This window comes from Nocardioides sp. S5, assembly GCF_017310035.1.
Taxonomy (GTDB): Bacteria; Actinomycetota; Actinomycetes; order Propionibacteriales; family Nocardioidaceae; genus Nocardioides.
On the sequence record NZ_CP022296.1, the window covers coordinates 3,567,340 to 3,585,824 of the forward strand.

18 protein-coding genes are annotated in these 18,485 nt (G+C 69.3%); 1 reads left to right on the forward strand and 17 read right to left on the reverse strand.

The genetic code is table 11. The features are described 5' to 3' along the window. Positions 1-54: 54 nt before the first annotated feature. From CFI00_RS23905 to CFI00_RS17700, 10 genes are all read right to left on the reverse strand, one after another. Entirely contained in the window at positions 55-2,016 is a 1,962-nt protein-coding gene (locus CFI00_RS23905) for a type IV secretion system protein (protein WP_207082342.1), read from the reverse strand. Then, positions 2,013-2,786, reverse strand: a complete 774-nt coding sequence (locus tag CFI00_RS17660; RefSeq protein WP_207082343.1) for a hypothetical protein — start codon at positions 2,784-2,786, stop codon at positions 2,013-2,015. The genes CFI00_RS23905 and CFI00_RS17660 overlap by 4 nt, the downstream gene beginning before the upstream one ends. Then, entirely contained in the window at positions 2,786-3,652 is an 867-nt protein-coding gene (locus CFI00_RS17665; protein ID WP_207082344.1) for a hypothetical protein, read from the reverse strand. Before CFI00_RS17665 ends, CFI00_RS17660 begins: the two co-directional genes overlap by 1 nt. Next, positions 3,652-3,936 carry a hypothetical protein gene (locus CFI00_RS17670; RefSeq protein WP_041547548.1) on the reverse strand — a complete coding sequence of 95 codons (285 nt, stop codon included), beginning with the start codon at positions 3,934-3,936 and terminating at the stop codon, positions 3,652-3,654. The genes CFI00_RS17665 and CFI00_RS17670 overlap by 1 nt, the downstream gene beginning before the upstream one ends. A gap of 48 nt (positions 3,937-3,984) precedes the next feature. Beyond that, on the reverse strand, positions 3,985-4,833 hold the full coding sequence (locus CFI00_RS17675; protein WP_207082345.1) for a hypothetical protein: 849 nt from the start codon (positions 4,831-4,833) through the stop codon (positions 3,985-3,987). Beyond that, positions 4,830-5,051, reverse strand: a complete 222-nt coding sequence (locus CFI00_RS17680; protein WP_207082346.1) for a hypothetical protein — start codon at positions 5,049-5,051, stop codon at positions 4,830-4,832. The genes CFI00_RS17675 and CFI00_RS17680 overlap by 4 nt, the downstream gene beginning before the upstream one ends. 61 nt (positions 5,052-5,112) lie before the next feature. Then, positions 5,113-6,066 carry a hypothetical protein gene (locus tag CFI00_RS17685; RefSeq protein ID WP_207082347.1) on the reverse strand — a complete coding sequence of 318 codons (954 nt, stop codon included), beginning with the start codon at positions 6,064-6,066 and terminating at the stop codon, positions 5,113-5,115. A gap of 443 nt (positions 6,067-6,509) precedes the next feature. Beyond that, on the reverse strand, positions 6,510-9,455 hold the full coding sequence (locus tag CFI00_RS17690) for a UvrD-helicase domain-containing protein (RefSeq protein ID WP_207082348.1): 2,946 nt from the start codon (positions 9,453-9,455) through the stop codon (positions 6,510-6,512). A 71-nt stretch (positions 9,456-9,526) separates the two neighbouring features. Then, a complete protein-coding gene (locus CFI00_RS17695; protein WP_207082349.1) occupies positions 9,527-10,405 on the reverse strand; it encodes a hypothetical protein in 879 nt (292 codons plus the stop codon). Continuing rightward, a complete protein-coding gene (locus CFI00_RS17700) occupies positions 10,398-10,709 on the reverse strand; it encodes a hypothetical protein (RefSeq protein WP_207082350.1) in 312 nt (103 codons plus the stop codon). The genes CFI00_RS17695 and CFI00_RS17700 overlap by 8 nt, the downstream gene beginning before the upstream one ends. 354 nt (positions 10,710-11,063) lie before the next feature. Here CFI00_RS17700 and CFI00_RS17705 point away from each other — a divergent pair, with 354 nt between their 5' ends. Further along, positions 11,064-11,906 (forward strand): hypothetical protein, encoded by an 843-nt coding sequence (locus tag CFI00_RS17705; protein WP_207082351.1) that lies wholly within the window; start codon positions 11,064-11,066, stop codon positions 11,904-11,906. Positions 11,907-12,173: 267 nt separating this feature from the next. Here the strand turns inward: CFI00_RS17705 and CFI00_RS17710 are convergent, their stop codons facing one another. The 7 genes from CFI00_RS17710 to CFI00_RS17740 are packed head-to-tail and all read right to left on the reverse strand — an operon-like array spanning position 12,174 to position 18,481. Further along, positions 12,174-13,016 (reverse strand): hypothetical protein, encoded by an 843-nt coding sequence (locus CFI00_RS17710; RefSeq protein WP_207082352.1) that lies wholly within the window; start codon positions 13,014-13,016, stop codon positions 12,174-12,176. A gap of 47 nt (positions 13,017-13,063) precedes the next feature. Further along, the gene (locus tag CFI00_RS17715) at positions 13,064-13,600 is read right to left on the reverse strand and encodes a hypothetical protein (RefSeq protein WP_207082353.1); all 537 of its coding nucleotides are present in this window, start codon (positions 13,598-13,600) and stop codon (positions 13,064-13,066) included. Between the two features lie 26 nt (positions 13,601-13,626). Continuing rightward, positions 13,627-13,902, reverse strand: a complete 276-nt coding sequence (locus tag CFI00_RS17720; protein ID WP_207082354.1) for a hypothetical protein — start codon at positions 13,900-13,902, stop codon at positions 13,627-13,629. Positions 13,903-13,924: 22 nt separating this feature from the next. Continuing rightward, a complete protein-coding gene (locus CFI00_RS17725; RefSeq protein WP_207082355.1) occupies positions 13,925-17,185 on the reverse strand; it encodes a LysM peptidoglycan-binding domain-containing protein in 3,261 nt (1,086 codons plus the stop codon). Next, complete coding sequence (locus tag CFI00_RS17730) at positions 17,182-17,634, reverse strand: pilus assembly protein TadG-related protein (protein ID WP_207082356.1); 453 nt, start codon at positions 17,632-17,634, stop codon at positions 17,182-17,184. The genes CFI00_RS17725 and CFI00_RS17730 overlap by 4 nt, the downstream gene beginning before the upstream one ends. Continuing rightward, the gene (locus tag CFI00_RS17735; RefSeq protein WP_166196732.1) at positions 17,631-18,089 is read right to left on the reverse strand and encodes a TadE/TadG family type IV pilus assembly protein; all 459 of its coding nucleotides are present in this window, start codon (positions 18,087-18,089) and stop codon (positions 17,631-17,633) included. Before CFI00_RS17735 ends, CFI00_RS17730 begins: the two co-directional genes overlap by 4 nt. Continuing rightward, complete coding sequence (locus CFI00_RS17740; protein WP_056680593.1) at positions 18,086-18,481, reverse strand: TadE family protein; 396 nt, start codon at positions 18,479-18,481, stop codon at positions 18,086-18,088. Before CFI00_RS17740 ends, CFI00_RS17735 begins: the two co-directional genes overlap by 4 nt. Positions 18,482-18,485: the final 4 nt, after the last annotated feature.

Sequence of the window (18,485 nt, forward strand, 5' to 3'; positions counted from 1 at the left end):
AGTGAGGTCGGTGGGTGTCGATCGGTGCTCGAGGTGGGGCGGTCGGCGCATCGGTTACACCGCCACCGGTGGGATGCCGCCAGCTGCCGCGCCGGCGCCGCCGGCGCCGCCGGCCGCTCCCCCACCGCCGGCGGCCGGGGTCTTGGGAGCTGCGTCAGCTCCTCCGCCGCCTTGGCCGCCTGAACCGCCGCCGGGGCCGCCGGTGGGCAGCGTCGGCGGGGTGGGCGGCGCAGGAGGCGTGGGCGGGGTCGGCATCGACGAGTCCTCGTCGCTCTGGTCGCCGTTCTGCGACCCGGGGTGGGTCCCGCCCTGGCCGCCGGACTGGCCACCGGACTGCCGTCCACCCAAGCCGCTGAAGTCGGGGCCGTAGGTGCTCTGGCCGACACCGACCTGATTGGTCTCGTCCGACATCAGAGAGGTTGCCTTCGCGCCGGCGGAGTTGATCCAGCCCATGCCGGTCGACAGGGCCTGGCCGACTGGGCCGAAGCTGCCCAGGGCGCCCTGGGTCGACTTGCTGAACCGGTCGCCGGTCGAGGCTTCGGCGCTCTGCTCGCCCGAGGAGCGGCCGTTGGCGTCGGTGGTCGACGCAGCGGACGAGCCGCCACCTGCGCCGCCGCTGCCGCTGAGCAGGCCCTGGAGGCCGCCCTGGATGGCCATGCCCTGGCGGAACGACGCGCCGCTGGGGGTGCCGGGCTCGACGAAGGCCAGGAGCTTGAACAGGGACAGCGGGGCGACGACGCTGATCAGGATTGTCATCACGGCCGGCAGCGCGGTGCCGAACGCCTTGGCCGTGTCTTCGGCCAGGTGGGCGGCGACTCCGTTGGCGAACTGCACGCCGATGCCCAGCACCATCACCATCAGCACCGGGGTGAACGCCGCGGCGTGGAACCAGCGCAGCGACTTCCAGAACCAGGAACGGGTGAACTCCGAGACCAGGCCGGCGGCCGCGAGCGGCCCCGTGGCGGTGAGCACCAGCAGGGACGCCGCGCGTGCCAGGTAGACCAGGACGTGCCCGATGGCGGCCAGCCACAGGAAGATCCCGAGGAAGGCAAGAGCGGTGGCCACGCCGGCGTCGGTGATGTCGTCGATGCCGAGTCCGCCGAGCGGGTCCCAGTCGGGCCAGGTCTGCACCTTGAGCAGCGACTTCATCAGCGCCTTGGTCAGCGCCCCGCAGGCCGCGATGATCATGACGCAGTACCCGAACCAGCATGCGCACACCAAGACGAACTGGCCGGACCCGATGAAGGCCCGGACGAGGCTCTTGCCCTCGCGCTTGAAGGCCGCGGCGCCGAGCTGGATCATCGCCAAGATGACCACCAGGGCCAGCGCCAGCCACAGGGTGAAGGCGTAGACGCCCTTGCCCGGGCCGTCGGCGCTCAGGTCCGGAGTCAAGAACAGCTCACTGAACGTGAGCACGATGCGCAGCACGAACAGGCCGGAGTTCCAGATCGCGAGCATGGCCGCGGTCCAGGCGTCGGCCGCGGCCTTGGCGATGACGTCGCCGATGGCCTCGAACGGGTTGGGGATGTCGCCCAGCCGGGGGATGCCGCCGCCGAAGAGGTCACCGACGTTCGGCAGACCGGGGATCCCGGGCAGCCCAGGGACGCCCGGAAGCCCGGGCAGCCCGCCGATGTTGCCGCAGATCGCGTCGAGGATCCCGCAGCCGTCGGGGAGCAGATCTCCTGCGCCGTCGAGCAGGTCGCCGGCACCGTCCTTCACGTCGCCGGCGGCGTCCTTGCCGCAATCGATCGGGTCCTTGGCGCAGTCGACGGCGTCGCCGCCGAGGTCGCACAGGGCGTCGGGCCCCGGGCAGCCCATCTTGACGTTGCGGGTCGGCAGGGTGCCGCTGGTCGCCACCGGGGCGAGGTGCGCCGCGCTGACGGCCGGCTCGCTGGCTGCTGCGGCGGGAGGCTGGAGGGTCGAGGCAGCTCCGAGGAGCGTGGTGAGTACCAGGAGCGCCAGGGCGGCGATGCCGAGTCGGCTCGCCCGGCGCACGGCGGTGATGACGGTGCTCACTGGGGAGCTCCGTTGATCCGGATCCAGCCGGCCTTCTCGAACCCGGGGGTGCCGGGCGCCACCGCCTGCGGCTGGCCCTCCGAGACCAGGTGCTCGATGTCCGCTTCGCTGCCCTGGACCAGTCGCCAGTCACCGTCGAGCCACCGCATCAGCTGGGTGCCGGCGTAGAGGCTGTCCTTGACCTGGCCGTCGGCGGTGGTGAGGGTGACGTAGCTGAGCAGGTTCACCGAGTAGTAGCCGGTGTCGAGCTCCTCGAGGGTGTAGGCGACCGGGGTGACGGCGTACGATGCGGGGGCGGGCACGTCGCCCTCCTTCGCGACGCCGGCCTGCTGGCGGCGCAGCGCGACTGCGGCGCGGGAGCGCTCCTCGAAGACGGCCTTGTCCTCGGGGTTGGCGTAGAGGCGGGCGACGGTGACGGCCTGGTCGTAGTCGAACCCGAGCTGTGCCTTGGCCAGCTCGACCTGCAGCGCCACGGCGCCCAGGTCGGTGGCCGGAAATCCGGTCGGGTAGCCGTCGACCTGGTCGTCGCCGGTTGGGATCACGACGCCGTCGGCCGGCGCGGTGTCCGGTGCGACCTGCTCGACCGATGCGTTCTCGACCGTCTGGCTCGAGTTGTCCCCGCCGGTGGTGTCGAGGCCGCCGGAGTCGTCGGCCCGGGTGCGAGCACCGAGCCAGACGACGGTGGCCACCATGCAGGCGATCGCCACCAGGATGCCGATGCGCACCAGGGTGGCCCGCGAGTCGTCGTTGCCGCTTGTCAGGTTCTTCATCAGTGGTCCCCTTCGATGTGGTCAGGGTCAGTGGTGTCGTCGGTCGACCAGGTGCGCCAGCCGGCCTCGGTGGCCAGCTGCGTGCCGGGCCAGGTCGCGGGGGCGGGTGCGGGCGGGGCGCCGGGGGCGACCATCCAGCGACCGCCGATCCACTGCATGCGCTCGCAGTGGGCGAAGGCGATCTGGCCTTCCTGCTTGTAGGAGGCGGTGACCTTCATCAGCACGCAGACGGTGGTCCAGTCGGGCCCGTCGGTGCCCTTCACGAGCGCGGCGGCCGGCTCGAGGGAGACCGAGGAGCTTGGGTCCTTGACCTCGCCCATTCCGGTGCTGGTCAAGAAGGCCTGGACGCTGGCGGTGATCCACCACTCCTCGGCGCGGACCCCGCCGGGCAGTGCCCAGGCGTTGTAGACCTCCGCCGCCGTGGTCAGGCTCATCGACTGCAGCACCGCGAGGTCGATTTGCGCGAGCTGCCCGATCGCGCCCTCGGGGGTGTGCGGGAACCCGGTCATCACGAACGCCGGTCCGTTCACACCGGTGCCAGCCGGGATCTTGATGACGGGCGCCTTGGCGCTGGTGGTCTCGGCCGGGAAGGCGGCGCTCTCGGGAACGGCCAGCATCGGCTCGGCCGCTACCTCGTCGCGGTGAACGGCACCCTGGGCAACCGTCGAGCGATCGGTCTCGCCGGTGGCGACGTCGGTGTTGGCGCTAGCTTCCTCGCCGATCCCGGCGACGGCCAGGTAGACCGCGTAGGCGAGGCCACCGAGCAGGAGCGCAGCCACGACGACGGCGGCGACCAGGATTCCGAGCAGGCGGCGCCGGCCCCACTCCATGGCGCCTTCGGCCTTCTTCGTGGCTGCGCGCCGCATCAGATGCAGCCCTTGCCGAGGATCCCGTTGAGCATGCCGGGCAGGACCAGGTAGGCGATCGCGCAGGCGAACACGACCACCACCGAGATCACCCCGACCTTGGAGGCGTGCGGCAGGGAGAACACGCGGCCGGCGATGATCGCGCCGATGGCGATCACGATGCCGAGGCCGAACAGGACGATGACGCCCCACAGCACGTAGCTGGTGATCTCGTTGGTGGGTCCGACGGCACCCGGCGGCGCCTTCGGGCAGACCTGGGCGGCCATCGGGAGGAGAGCGGTCATGACGTCCATGGGTGGACTTCCCTTCTGGGTTTCCTGACCCGGTGCGGATCAGGCGCTTTCGCTGGTGTCGGTGGGCAGGTGGGCGGGCTCGAGCAGCTGACGGGCTGCCGAGATGAGGGGGGCCGGGACGGGCCGGGAGTCCAGGCCGTTGACCGCGAGCTCGCGGTCCTCGGGGATCTCCACGCATCGGTCCGCGACCAGGGCGCGACGTACGGCGGAGCCGCCGGCGTGCTCGAGACCGCGGGGCCACTTCTTGCGGCGCGGCCCGCGCACGGCGAGGGCGATCTGCTCGGGCTGCCAGTGGTTAGCCAGCAGCTCGAGGGCGACCGAGGCGCGGCGCATCCCGGGGACGGTGGCGGTGGTGACCAGGACGACCTGGTCGGCGGTGCGGACGGCCTCGGCGAGCCAGCAGTCGGTGGCCAGCAGCTGACCGGCTTCCCAGCCGACGTCGAGGATCGTCAGCTGGGTCTCGTTCTCTGCGTCGATCGGCAGCGGGATCTCGTCGACGCCGGCGAGGACCTCGCTGGCCCGCTCGAGCAGGACGTGGTCGCGCTTGCCCTGACGCCAGTCGGTCGGGTGAAGGCCGAGCTCGGCGGTGCTCGCAGCGGCGAGACCAGAGGCGGTGACCGAGCAGCACTCGATCACCCGGACCGGGGCGGCGGCGGCCAGGCCGGCTGCTAGGGCGATGGTGCTGGCACCTGCGGACCCGGCGCATCCGATCACGGCGATGGTGTGCTCCCCCGCGGCTGGCGACCAGTCGCCCGCGGCGGCGGTGCCGCGGCCGCGGGGTCCCTTGTCGGCGGCGGCGCCGGCGCGGAACTCGCCGGCGTTCACGGCGTCCCAGGCTCGCTTGAGCTCGTCGACGCCGACCGGGCGGCTCGAGGTCTGGGTGCTCACTTGGCCTCCCCGATACTGCCGCGGCGGAACTCGAGTGCGGCACGGACCTCAGCCGGGGTCAGGCTTGCCAGCTCTGCCTTGGCGGCCTGGACTTCGTGCAGCTGGGCGACGCAGCCGGTGAGCTGCTCGATCGCCTCGATCTCGCGGCCGGCGATCGCGAACAGCTCGGAGATCTTCTCGGGCGTCCGGCGCTCGCCGTCGTCCTGGGTGTTTGTCATGGGCTTCACCACCTCCAGTCGCCTATGTGTCGTGGGGCGGTGGGAGCGATCACGGTTGCGCTCATTCGTCACGGCCGAACTTCCTCGGGACGGCGGCGGCGAGGGCGCGCATGCTGCGCGAGCCGTGGCGACGGACGGTTGCCTCGGACAACCCGACCCGCGGTGCGACCCGGCTGGACACCTCGTTGCTGAGCAGGCCGCCATATCCGCGGGCGAGGTTGCGGGTCTCGACCCGGTCGGCCTCGTCGACCAGGCAGAGCAGCAGGTAGCGGTCGGCCGCGCTGATCACCTGGTTCTCGCAGGCCCACGCCAGCAGCTCCAGCAGCTCCTCGGTGGCCGATGGCTCCTCCTGCTCCGGTCCGGCGTCGGCGAGGATCTCGGGCCGGTGGAATAGGACGCCGGCAACCCGTTCGGTCGGCATCGCGGTGGCGCTCCACGTTCCTGCGTCGCCGTCGGCCAGGTCGCCGGAGGAGAAGGACTCCACGAGGGTGGTGTTCGCCCACGTGCGGTCGGCGCGGGAGACGTAGAAGAAGTCCCCGACCTCGCGGAGGACGCCGACGCGGGTGTTGATCAGGATGTTCGCGGCGACCTTGCGCAGCCGGCGCCACTTGAAGGTCCGGACTTCGATCCACAGCTGGGAGGCCACCAGCTCGTCGATCCGCTCGACGGCCGACCAGGAGCCGGCTGCGACGGGCTGGCTGTCGCGGAAGACCTCGCGGGGAGGGAGGGTGCTGAGCCAGCCGGCGAGCCGGCACGCGCCGGGCAGCAGGCACTTGGCGAGCGCGGCAGCGGCGGCGATGTCGTCACCGCCATCGGGAGCCGCCAGCATGGCCAGCGCCAGGAGGACCTCGTCAGAGGCTGCGCTGTCCACCGAGGGCAGCCAGGCCCGGAGATCGTCGAGCTCCTCGACGGCTCCAAGCCGCGGATCAGCGGCCACCCAAGTCGGCCACTTCTGGCGGGCCTGGTCGAGCAGTTCGCTGTTGTCGTCGAGGCCGAGCTGGTCGCCCACACTCATCGCACTCGCTCCTTTCGTCCGTGGCTGTGCACGGCAGAAAGGTCGCGAGCGGGCGTCCCCGCATCCGTCCCCCCAAACCCCCGATTTGGAGGGGGGACGCAGAGGGGGGACGCGCGTTTCCGCAGGTCAGAGGGCGTCCCCCCGAAAGTTGCAGAAAACTTCTTGACCAGGGCGGCGCGGGGCCTGTTGTCGAGATGCAGCCAAAGCGAGGCGTCAGAACTTTCGCCTCAAGAGCACTGGCTCGGTAGACATTCAGACAGGCGGCGCGCGGGGCGCTCGGCCTCCCCGAGGCGCCGAGCCTGAGCAGAGCACCTGGTGGCGATGTCCGGGGAAACCGAGGGGTTCGAAACTTGTCGGGGGGCGGGTTGGAATCACTCGCGTACGAGCCTGTTGAGCAGGCTCAGGTGGCACGCGCTCAACCGCGTCGTGTGCGCCGCCAATCTCTAGGACGGCACGTGCGGGCCGCGGTCGAGGCGGGCACCTGCGCGGTGGATGACGCGTTGGTCTTCGTCGCGCACCTCGATGAGTCGTGGGCCGATGAAGGAGAGGACGCTACGCACGACCTGGAAGTCGAACCCGTCCGCGGGGCGAAAGGCGTACCAGGTCTTGTTCGACTCGTCGTACTTGAACCCGAACGCGTCCTTGAGCGTCTGGCGGACGTCGTAGCCGTCGTAAATGCGGACCTCGACTTCGGCGTCGGTGTTGGTGACCGCGACAGGGAGTGTTTCCCAGCGGACGGGATCGCCGGTGGCCATGATCACTCCGAGGAAGGGCGAGGGGTCCTCGGTAGTGACGAGGTAGCAGAGCGAGGCTTCCGCGCGCGTGGTGGCGACGTAGAACAGGCGCCGTTCGGCGTCGGTGAGGCTGTCTACGGTGTCGCCGAACACTTCGAAGAGTTCGGTGGTGGGGTGAATCAGCGGATAGGACTTCTTGTCCGCGTCGGCGACGATGACGAAGCCAGCTTCCCTACCCTTGTACTTGTGGGAGGTACTGACCTCAAGGCGCTTGCCTTCCTCCTCGGTGAAGTGTCCTCGGAGGTGGGTGAGATAGCCGTCGAGCTTCCGCCCGAACGCCCCTTGGCCGGTGTTGGTGAACCACGGGACCGTGTTGCGCCTGAACAAGACTGCGACCGTGCCCTCAGTCTCGGTGAGCGCGTGCTTGATCAGCCGAAGCAGCGCTGGTGTGCCGGCGTCGCCCTCGAAGACGCGGCGCTCAGTCGGTGATGGGTCGAAGGTAGTCAGCCGGGCGATCTGGATGCGGCCGGGTGCCGATTGGAAGGAGCGAGCGGGTTCGCCGAACCCGTCCATTACCGCGTTGCCAGCCGACACGATCCGGCTGCCTGAGCGGTAGTTGGTCACCAACTGGTGGGTGGTTGAGGACGGGAAGTCAGTCTCGAAGTTCTCGAAGAACCGCAGGTCGGCTCCGGCGAACCCGTTGATGGCCTGCCAGTCATCGCCGACGCAGCCCAGGACTGCGCTGGGCGCTTGGCTGCGGATTGCCCGGATGAACTCCATGAACATCAAGGAGAAGTCCTGGAACTCGTCGACATGGATAAACCTGAGGTCGCGGAGGTCGCCGCGCTCCTTCCCACCCGCTCGGGTCCACGTGACTCGTCCATTACGTACCTCGGCAGCTGCTCGCCACATGACGCCACTGAAGTCCTCGAAGCCTTCGCGATGACTGCGGACGAGGTACTCCTCGTGTACGTCAGCTGCGAGTTCGAGGAACGCGACGACGTTTTCGTTTGGATCTTCCAGCGCGTACATACGCTGCCGAATGTCTTCTGGGCTGAGGTTCAGCTGCCGTGCCCGGTTCACGAAGCCCCGCAAGGCCTTGCTGAATGTGTCGATTGCCCGCTGCCGGACGCGTTCCCAGATCTCGTCCTCGCTCAGGCGGCGGTACGGGATCTCGGCCTGATCAAGCGCCGCTAGCACGACGCGGCGGAAGCCGTCTTCGCCGAGGGAGACGATCTGGGAGGGGTTGAACTCGACGAACGCCACGTCGGTCTGCGTGCTCCAGAACTCCCGCTTGCGGTCGGCGTTGCGCTGGTATTGCGGGTCGCCAACGATGCCGAAGTACTCGATGACCACGCGGGGTTTCCGGCTGGCCAGGACTGTGAAGTCGGGTCGGTAGTTGAACCCGCCACGGGTGAAGTTGCGCTCGTACTTGTAGTCGACGCCGTGTTCGAAGAGCACGTTTGCGATCAGCCGCTCTCCGAAGGACTTCACGTACTCCCCGCCTAGCGTCACTCGGGTGACTTCGGCGCGGCTGGCGAAGAACTCTTCGCGCGTCGTGTGTAGCCCGCGCTGTTGGATTCGCTTCCAGTCATCGGTGAAGTGGCCGAGCATGGCCCGTCGCACGTCGTCCTTTCGCTCCACGAGCAGGTCGTTGACGACCGCCTGGACCTTCTTGGACTGGGCGAGGGACTCCGAGTCCTCGTCGTCGAAGACGAGCTCCTCCTCGGGGCGCAGCAGGGCGTAGGCCAGGGCATGGAATGTGACGACGTGCGGCAGCCGGACACCGGGTGGGAGGGCTGCGCGGAGGCGGTTGCTGATCTCCTCGACCGCTTTGCGGTTGAAGGCGACCAGCACGATCGCGCCAGGGTCGACTCGGCAGTGCAGTTGCAGGAAGAGGGCGCGGGTGACGATCGTGCGGGTCTTGCCGCTGCCTGCCCGCGCAACGAGCCTCAGGTCGTTCGACGTGGTGGCGACTGCCCGAGCCTGCTGGATGTCGAACTTGTCGTCGCCGAGGGCGTTGCGGACCCACTGTCGGACGAAGGCGGCCTTCCAGTCCTCGAAGTCGCTCCGCGTGACCTGGCCGTCGGTCTTCCAGGAGTCGAACCAGGCGTCGGCGGCGAGAAAGTCGCGCTGGAACGTCGCCTCGGCCTCGACCCGGAACCGCTCCAGAGCAGCAGCCCGCTGGGCTCTCCGGAGGGCTTCTGCCTCGGCTTCCGCGACCCTGCGGGCCTCTGCGGCGGCGAGCCGCTCGGCCTCTGCAGCGAGCCGGGCGGCCTCCTGCTCGGCGGCCAGCCGCGCCGCCTCCTCCCGCTCCTTGGCCGCCCGTTGTGCACGAGCCGCAGCAGCCAGCAGCGACCGCGCGACCTCCACCCGGCGCTCAGGACGCGCCCAGCGGCGCGCCGTCTCACCCACCGCGTCTCTGTCGCGAGGAGCGATGTTCGCGATGCCCGCCACCAGGTTCGTATGGGCGTAAGCCGGTAGGTACCGCTTCAGGACCGCGTACGCACGCTTGCCCTTCTCTCCCGTCACGGAGTCGGGCGCCGCTGCCATGCCGTTGACGCGTGCGAGCGCGGCCTTATCCCGCTCGACCCACGTCTCGATGATGTGGAGAACAGCCATGAGGAGCGCCTTGTTGACGTCCTCGCCCTCCATGGCGGACCACGCTAGCGACCAGTGCCGACGAACGCCGGGCAAACCCGAAGACCAACCTGCTGTGGTGCCTGTCAGCGGTCTCGACTGAGCTGGAGCGCTGCCTGCAACGTTGGGGCAACCACCTGAGAGACGTACGGAGCATCCGGTCGATCTCCCCATCTGACTGAGCCGTGAGCGGAAGGGTGGGAGAAGGTGCAGACTGCAACCCGGCGACCATCGTGCATGGCCTCATACAGGTAGTCCGTCTGGTGTCGCGCCGGGGAAAGAACACCGGCCGCCCACTTGGCGAGCTTGGCGCCCTGCAAGATCACGATTGTTGGTTCGAGGATCGACAGTGTGGCGGCGAAGTGGATGCCGCAGTTCCGAGCCATGGTGCTCGTTGGGCGCCCTTGGCTGCCTCCGGGTGGCCCGGCAGAGCAGAGCAGCCGATTCACGAGGGCGAAGCCGTCGAAGATGTGGAAGGGTCGTCCCTTGATCGGGCGGACGAACTCACCCTCGTAGTCCGTTCCGAGCCCGGTTCCCAGGAGCAACCTCAGCGCTGTCGTCGTGCCTCGCATATGGGGATTGCGTCCGCGGTGGCCGTCCTGCGCGTAGTAGCGGCGCTCGAGCCCCGCCCCGTTCAACGTCTGCCGGTACCGGACTTGCAACGTGACCCTGCGGCCAAAGGTGGCAACCGAAGGACCTTTGGGAAGCCCCGATTCCTGACCCACGACCACGATGCGCAACGGCTGCCCGTCGAGCGTCAGATCGAACCGTCGTCCGACGTGGCTCATGATGCCCTCCCGGAAGTCATCGCCCACGCGCCGCGACTCGACGCATTGCTGGAAGTGCCGACAGATGAACTCACCATCCGCCAAAAGATTGCCCGCGACGTACTGCTGCAGCCTCGTGGTGCGCCTTCTCGTTGCCGACAGATCGACCCCAAGCTGCTGATCTCGCGAATCAGGCACGGCTGCCTGCGGCTCTGGCGATCAACAGTGGGATGAGCCGATCCCTCCAGGTCGGAATGTGGATCTGCCCACTCGACATCCCTCCGTGCGCGAACTGCTCCCGATACACCGCCTCCTGTCGTTCCAACAGGATGTCGACGTCCGCCAGGTCCTTGATGCGGTCGACAAGCAGGCTGGCGACAGCGTCTTCCGTCGCCGGGATCGACGTTTCCTCGAGCGCCTCGCGAAGTGCTCGCCAGAGGTGGGAGTCACCGCGCAGTCCCCACTGCTCCGGCTCCGGAGTGAACAAAGACCCCATCCGCACGATGTCAGGCTACGGGCTCCTGTGGCGGTCGCTCCTACTTCACTTCACCGGCCTACCGATTTCAGCCGCAAGCGAGGGTGCCACGTTGACGGCCGCTGACCAGAAGGGCGTCTTCGTCAAACTACCCTGCGGGAGGCACGCCAATCTTCACTGCATCTCAACACCTGTTGCTTCTATTCTCCGGCCTCTGGACGTCGTGCGCGCGAGGGGTCACCTGGGGGTGCGCGCTACGTCAGCGCCCCGCCTCCTCTTCCGTGCACGCCGCGACAGTCGCAGGCGTACGACTAATCGAGCGGCGCAAGTCGGACGGTTTTTCCATATGGTTCGCGGCCCTGCTGGCATACCGTCGAGACCATGACCGAGAACGCCACCGATCACTTGCCTGACGACCACCTCGAGGTCCGCGACCTGTCGTACGACTTCACGCGGACGCGCCAGATGTACGACCTGTTCAAGCAGTCTCTTTTCGATCCCGGCTTTGAGGACTCTCCCGGCGACGCGCCGCCGCCGGATCGCCTCGAGCTCTACATGAAGAGCCGCGCGCGCGGCGCCGGCTACGTGGCGGACTTCGTCTACACGTCGCGAGACCTCCCGGTCCGGGTCTACGGGATCCTGGTCAACCGCGGCCGCGGCCTGGAGGTTGCGGAGCTCGAGCTCTTCAAACTGACCTGGCGATACGAGGACGGCGGCGACGAGGACCGCGCTGCAACCGACCACGATCGCGGCGCGGAGCCTGGCCAGCTCATCACGAGCGATCTCCTTCGCCGCATCCCTCTCGGCAAGATCGTCGCTCGCGCTCAGGCGACTCTCGCCCAAGACGACTGGCGGAGTGAGGGCGTCACCCAGCTCGGCCTCGATGGCCGGCGGGACATCGCGGTAGAGGATCTCCTGCCCGAGGAACTCAGCGCATTGCAGACTGCGACGAGCTCCGCGGCAGGCAAGCGCCGCGGCCGACCGGGCCTACCGGACACGCTGCTCGAGGACGTAGCGCGCGCGTACCTCCAGGAAGCCGCCAACGGGCCGGGGCTAACGGGTCGGCTCGCCACGAAGTTCGGGCGCCCCGAGCCGACAGTGCGGGACTGGATCGGCACAGCACGAAGGCGCGGCTTCCTCTCGCCGGGCCAACCAGGTCGGCGCGGCGCTGGCCCGGGTCCCCGCCTCGTCGACCGCCAGGAGGGCGGCACCCAGGTCACGTGACGGGCCAGCTGGCACCACGAATGCGAGCGTTTAGGTCTGCGCGATTTCCTATTCATCTGCGCGGGCGAGCCACCCCATGCTCTACTTCTCGCGAGCCCCAGGTGACCCGAGACGCCTGGGGCTCTTTCACGTCCAGCAGCGGCAGCATGAGCAGCTCAGCTCGGCGGGCCCGGTGCCTCCGGGCGCGCTCGGGCAGCGAACGACACAGGTCCCCTACCTGCTGCGAGTACGGAGACCGGCGTCGGTGGTCGGTCAGCTAATACAGCGTCACTGGGTCAGCACCTGGGCCTCCCCGATGCGGATCGGGAGGGGCTCGGTGGCCAGGTCGAACTCGATGGTTCCGGACTGGCCGCCACCGGTCCACTCGACCACCCAGTGACTGGCCGCGGTGACCTGGTACGCACCCTCGGGCTGGTCGGTCGACATCTTCGCGTAGCGGTGCCCGCAGGTCGGGGAGTCCTGCTTGCCGTAGTGATCGGCGTACGGCGTCCCCTTGCCGGTGCATGTCACCTTGGTGCCGTCGCCCATGTTCCACACGATGCTGGAGACGCTGGCGGTGGCGCTGACCGAGACCGGCCCTTCGCTGGCGGACGCGGTGATCGGTCCGAACGTGTCATCGGTCGGGCTGTCGACCCACATCCACACCGGCAGACCAACGATTCCGACCCGGTTGGGGCCGGGCTCGGGAACGATGCCGATCCTGATCGGATCCAGGTCCATCGACGCGATCGCGCGGTTGGCGAGAACCACCGGATCGATCGTGACCGTGCCGTTCTGGATCCAGACCGGATCCCATGAGGAGCCTGGGGGCGGCCAGTAGCAGATGTGCCACGCACCGTCCTCGTTGGTCTGTCCAGGGGGCGGCAGTGGGCCCTCCCCACCCGGATCCCAGACGTCGCCGACCCAGCACTGATGGCTGCTGCTCCATACCGACCCGCCCGGGCCAGTGCACGGGATCTCCGTACCGTCCGAGGTCGAGCAAGTCGACGAGCCACCGGTGTCACCGCCGCCGCCGCCGTCGTTGCCGCCATCCTCGTCGTCACAGACAACTTCGCCGGTCACCGGGTCTGCTGTGCAGTCAGCGCTCGCGGCGGAGGCGGTGACGAACACGATGACGAGCGACCCTGCCAACGCCACCATGAGAGCAATAAGTCTCCTCAGCATGGTTGGTCCCAAAGCAGGTCCGAGTCGGAGACCTTCCACGCACCCTTGTCCTTGGCGAGCGTGTACTCAACCGGGGCGGGGTTGCGGAGCGGGTTTCCGTTGGGGTCGGTGAAGTCCGGTTGCCGGATCGCCCCGTCGTTCTTCCAGGTGACCTTGGTGCGGTCCTCGCAGTCGATGATCAGAATCGAGGTCCCGCGATTCCGCGGCTCGTCGAGCGTGTGTGCGTAATCCCCGGTCACCGTGACGTTTTCATTCATCATGCTCGCGACGGTGTGCTGCAACTGCAGAAACTCCTCACCGGTCGCGACCGGATTGAGCGTCTTGAAGTTGATATCCCGCTTCCGGTAAGCGAGGTCGCGTACCTCGAGGTACATCGCCAGCTGGGCCGCCGCTCTCTCCTCGGGAGTCTGCGGCGTCGGCGCAGTGCTCGTCGGGCTCGAGCTCGGCGTAGCGGTCGGCGTGTCCTCGGCCTCGGGGTCAGTGCCGTCGTCCGAGCAGCCCGTGAGGATGAGGGCGAGGGCGAGGGCCACTCCCCCGAGTGCGGAGTGGTGCTTCCTCATGCGGTGTCTCCTCCTGTGTTGGGCGGCGCCATGACTGATCGCTGGCTGACGTCGGTGGCAATGTGCTCGAGGTGTTCTTCGGCGGCGTCGACGAGCTCGGCGAGAGAGCCGTTGTCGGCGGGGTCGATGCCGAACTGCTTGTCGGCGTTGTAGAGGGCGCGGATGGTGTCGCGCACGAAGACGGCCCTGCCCACGCGTCGGGCGTCGAGGTCGGGGCGGTCGGCGCCGGCCGCGACGTAGCGGCCGGTGACCTCCTGGTCGAACGTGGTCATGTGCTGGTGCTCCCTTCCCGAGTCAGCTCGCGAGCCAGCCGTGGGTACTGATGATGGTCTTCGTGCGCTCCGACAGTTCCATGGGGGCGTCGCCGTCGTCGGACCGGTTGCAGATCTCCTCGCGCAGGATCCGGTCGGCCTCGAGCTGGTCGCCCTCGGCCTTCATGACGTGCGCCAGGCACAGGCGGGTGCTCTCGCCGTCAGGGTCGGCCCGGTTGGCGACGAAGGCGGCGGAGCGGGCCTTGACCAGGTCGCCGGCGGCGAGAGCCTCGGTGACAACGATGAGGGCGACGTCGGCGATCCAGCCGGACGCCATGAGGTCGACCCGGTCGGGCTCGTTGACAAGCCAAGACCATCCCTCTTCACGCAGTTGGCTGAAGGGCTTCGCCTCGCCGACCAGCTCAAGCGCAGTGCAGAGGTCGGCGACGCCTTCCGCTCCGCCACGGGCCTGCCCGCGCTTGCGCAGCCGGAGGAAGAGCTGGAGATCGACCAGGAGACCGTCGTCGACCTGGTAGACGTTGACGCCGCGGAGCTTGGTGGCAGGGGCCTTGTCGGCGTGGGGCAGGTGGGGCTCTCCAGTGGTGGGGTTGGCGCCCAGCCACTCGCGGACGGTGTTGGTGTAGTCGCGCACCTTGCCCGGGGTGATCCCGAATGCCTCGCCGATTTCCTCGCGGGTGGCTCCGTGCTTGCGGTGTATGGCCAGGTACGCGAGCAGCTCGGTGAAGTAGGGCTTGCGCTTGGCCAGCGCCTTGCCGTGGGTGCGCGCTGTGACCGGGCCGAGCAGGCTGAGCCGTGGACGCTCGCAGTTGGTCGAGAACCAGTCGGCGATGTCTCGGTCGAGAGTGGGGTCGCTCTGTTCGACCTCGGCTCGGACGTGCTCGGGCACCTTCGGCGCCAGCGTCTCGAGGTCCTCCTGCACGATCGCGCTCTGCCGGATGTAGTCCTCGTCGTCGCCCTCCAGGAGGGAGGACAGCGGCTCGTCGACGGTGTCCGCGGGGGTGTTGCGCGGCAGGGTGTACTCGCGGCGCAGTGCCCCGGACTGGTCGGTGTAGGCCTCCCAGCCGTCGGTGGCGGTCTCGTCGACCGGAACAGGTACGTCCTCGGCGACCTCGCTCTGTGCGTAGACCAGTGCGCAGCCGCGGGCTTCGTCGCTGGTGAGGCCGACGGCGATGAGGTTGAGGCCGACGTGCTCGAGGACGACGCGGCCGGTGTTCGTCATGTGCAGAACGGCGCCCGGTGTGTTGGGTCGCTCGCCGGCAACAACGATGGATGTGGCGGACTGCCCGACGTGGTCGTTGACCAGCTGCAGCAGCTGCTCGAGGTCCTCGGGGTCTCCGGCAGCCGCGTCGAGCAACAGCATGCGGGCGGGCCAGGTGTCGTCGTCGACGCTGCCGGTGCGCGCCGTGGACGCGTCGGTGTCGTGTCGCTTCGCCCGGTCGACCGTGGTGACGGCGGCCGCGAGGGCATCCGCGGTCGCGGGTGACCCGGCTGCTCCGGTCGGGTAGTAGCTGATCCGCTCGTCCATGCCGACGGCTTCCTCAGCCACGCCGATGCAGTCGACCTGGACGCGGCGCGACCACGGGTTGACGGCGAGCTGCGCCGCGAGGTGGCGAGCGAAGTCCCGGCCGTAGGTCGGATCGCCGCTGATGGTGAGTGTGGACAGCTCCTCGCAGTTGAGCAGCCACGTCTCCCCTGTGTCGCTCATGCCGATGGTGGCCAGGAGCGGGTAGGGCGGCTCGACATTCCCTGTGTCGGGGCCGAGCTCATCGACGGCGGTGTCCGTGCTGACGTGCCAGTGGGTCTGATCCGGGCTGCCCACCCAGGGCGCCGGGACTGCGGCCGGCGCGCTCAGGTGCAGGGTCAGCTTGCCGTGCGCGAACTCCACGGCAGCGAGCGGCGGCATCGTGGCGCCCTGCGCGCCGACGGCGGCCGCGAGGCGACGCAGCGCCTCGTCGGCGAACTCCACGGTCGCCGCGGCCGCGGCACCGGTGGCGTTCAGGGTCATCTCGACCGGCGCGAGCTCCGGAGGCGGCGCGGCGATCGCGCGGCCGGGTGTCCGGTTCCGGTAGCCGGCGCGGCGGCGGGACCGCAGGGCCATGAGCAGCGCCCCGGACAGCAGGACGCCCCCGCCGGTCAGACCGGCGAGGACCCACGGCGCGTCGAGGATCGAGTCGTCAGCGTCGTCGACCTGGTCGACGTCGGCGGCCGGCGCCGCCGGCTCCTCGGCTTGGGGCGGCGCGTCGGGCACGGCCGTCTCGGGTACCTCGGGCACCTCAGGCTCGTGGGCGACCGGCGGCTCCTCCTCGGCCGGCGGGTCGACGGGCCGCTGGTCCTCGGGGCTGGCGGGCGTCTCGGGCTCGACGTCGCGCGGCTGCTGGTGTCGGGTGTCGTCGTGACTGCCCCCCTGCTCGGCGCCGGGGATGCTGAGCTTCCAGCCGACGTCGATGACGTCGGGGTCGGTCAGCTGGGCCCCGCCGGGCTGGGTGATGCCGGTGGAGGCCTGGTAGATCTCGGGCCAGCGGTCGGCGTCGCCGAGCTGCTCTTGGGCGATCTCGCTGAGGGTGTCGGTGGGCTGCACCGTGTAGTCGTGCGCCGGTGCCCCGCCGTTGACCGCGGGCAGTTTGAGTACCCAACCGGGCTCGAGGAAGCTCGGCTGCGCGCCGAGGAGGTCGCGGTTGAGCTCGACGAGCTCCTTGTAGCGGGCACCGTCGCCGAAGTGGTCGTCGGCGATCGACCACAGGCTCTCCCCCGGCTTCACAGCGTGGTCGACGGTCTTGCGCTGGCGCTCCTGCTTCGTCTCGACCTTGACGTCCTGCTGGGCGGGTGCCTGGTCGGCGGCACCGGCGTTGACATGTCCCACCGTCACCGGCGCCCCGGCGGCCGTGGTGATCGTGGCTGTCTGGGCGGCGATGGGCGCGGCGATGAACAGCAGAGCGGCGAGGCCGATGAGGCCGCGTGCTGCAGCCTGCGGCCGGCCCAGGCCCGGCAGCCGGGGCGCCTGGACCTTGCGGAGCCGTGCGATGGCCTCCACGACCAGGCTCAGCGCCATGAAGGCCCACGCGACCCAGCCGATCACCTTGAACAGGCCGAGGACGAGGGTGCCGTCGTCGGGCGCCATGAGCGCATTCTTGATGCCGTCCAGGGTCGGGACGTGGTCCGGGATTGGGCTGGCACTGATCGCGAGGAATAGTGCGGGCAGCCCGAGGACGATGCCGAGTACGGCGACCAAGGCTGCGAGGCCGGTGAGCCGCTGGCCCAGGGTGGGATGGGTGGGCGTGGTCATCTCTCGATGCCTCCTTCGGCGCGGATGAGCCGCGCGGACGCCTCCCCGGTGACCTGCATCGTGTCCAGGCCGATGATCCCGAGGAACTTGCTGGTGTATGTGTCGGTGGTGGTGACAATCAGGGTGTCGCCGTCGACGACGCGGACGGTTCCCTCCACGCCGGCGGCGCGGAGATAGTCCATGGCGGCCGTCTTGGCGGCGGTGAGGTCGACGCGGAGGTCCTCGCCGCGGACTGCGGTCGAGCCCTGAACCTCCTGGGCGCCGGTGCGGGCGGCCTGGGCGGCAGCGCTGCGGGCTTGCTGCTGGGTGTGGACCTTGCCGCCGAGGTCGACGGCCATCCCGACGAGGATGATCATCGCCAGTGCTGCGGTAGCGAACCAGACGCTGATGGAGCCGCGCTCATCACGCGAGCGCCGCGTCGTGCGACTTCGGATGCGGGCGGTCATCATCGGCGCTCCCGGTAGGCGTCGACGGGGCTGCTGGCGGTGGCGGTGATCGTCCGGGTGCCGGGCAGGCCGGGGATGCTCAGGTCCGCCACGTCGACCTTGCAGGTCACGGTGGCGGTGACCTGGGCGGTGGTTCCCAGCGGGGCGTTGAAGGCCGCAGCGTTGATCGTGATGTTGGTGGTCGTGCACTGCAGGCCCTGGTCGTGCAGGCTGCTGGTGGCCGCGGACTTGCCGGAGGTGATGGCCTCGCTCTGGGTCCGCTCGATGGAGGCCGCTCGCGCCGCCTCGTAGGCGGCTGCGTCCACGGACTGCTTGGCGATCTCCACGCGGCCGCCGAGGATGATCATCGCCACGAACAGGCCGAAGGCCGGGACGCCGATCGCGGCCTCAATGGCCACCGACCCGCGCTCGTCCCGGCGCCGGCGGCGTGCGCTGGTCCGCCTCGTCTGCCTGGTCATTCGGTGAGCCTCTCGACCGGGACGCTGGCGCTCTGGGTGACGGTCACGTGCCAGCCGGGGATGACGCTCATGGACTTGCCCGTGACGGTGATCGTGGCGGTGGTCGTGGTCCGTGATCCGGAGACGCTGGTGGAGGTCATCACGTCGGAGCCTCCGGCGTCGTGGAGGAACGTGTTCGCCGTGGCCACACCGGCGTCGCGGGTGCCGGTCTCGCTGCCTGCCTCGCGGGCGCCCTCCTGCGCGGCCGCGAGCGCTACCTGCTTCGCGTGGTAGTAAAGGGCGCCTTGGAGGCCGAGGAACATCAGCAGGAACAGCGCGGGCATCAGGAAGACCATCTGGATGGTCACCGACCCGCGCTCGTCCCGGCTGCGGCGGTGGAGGCTGGCGAACATGGCG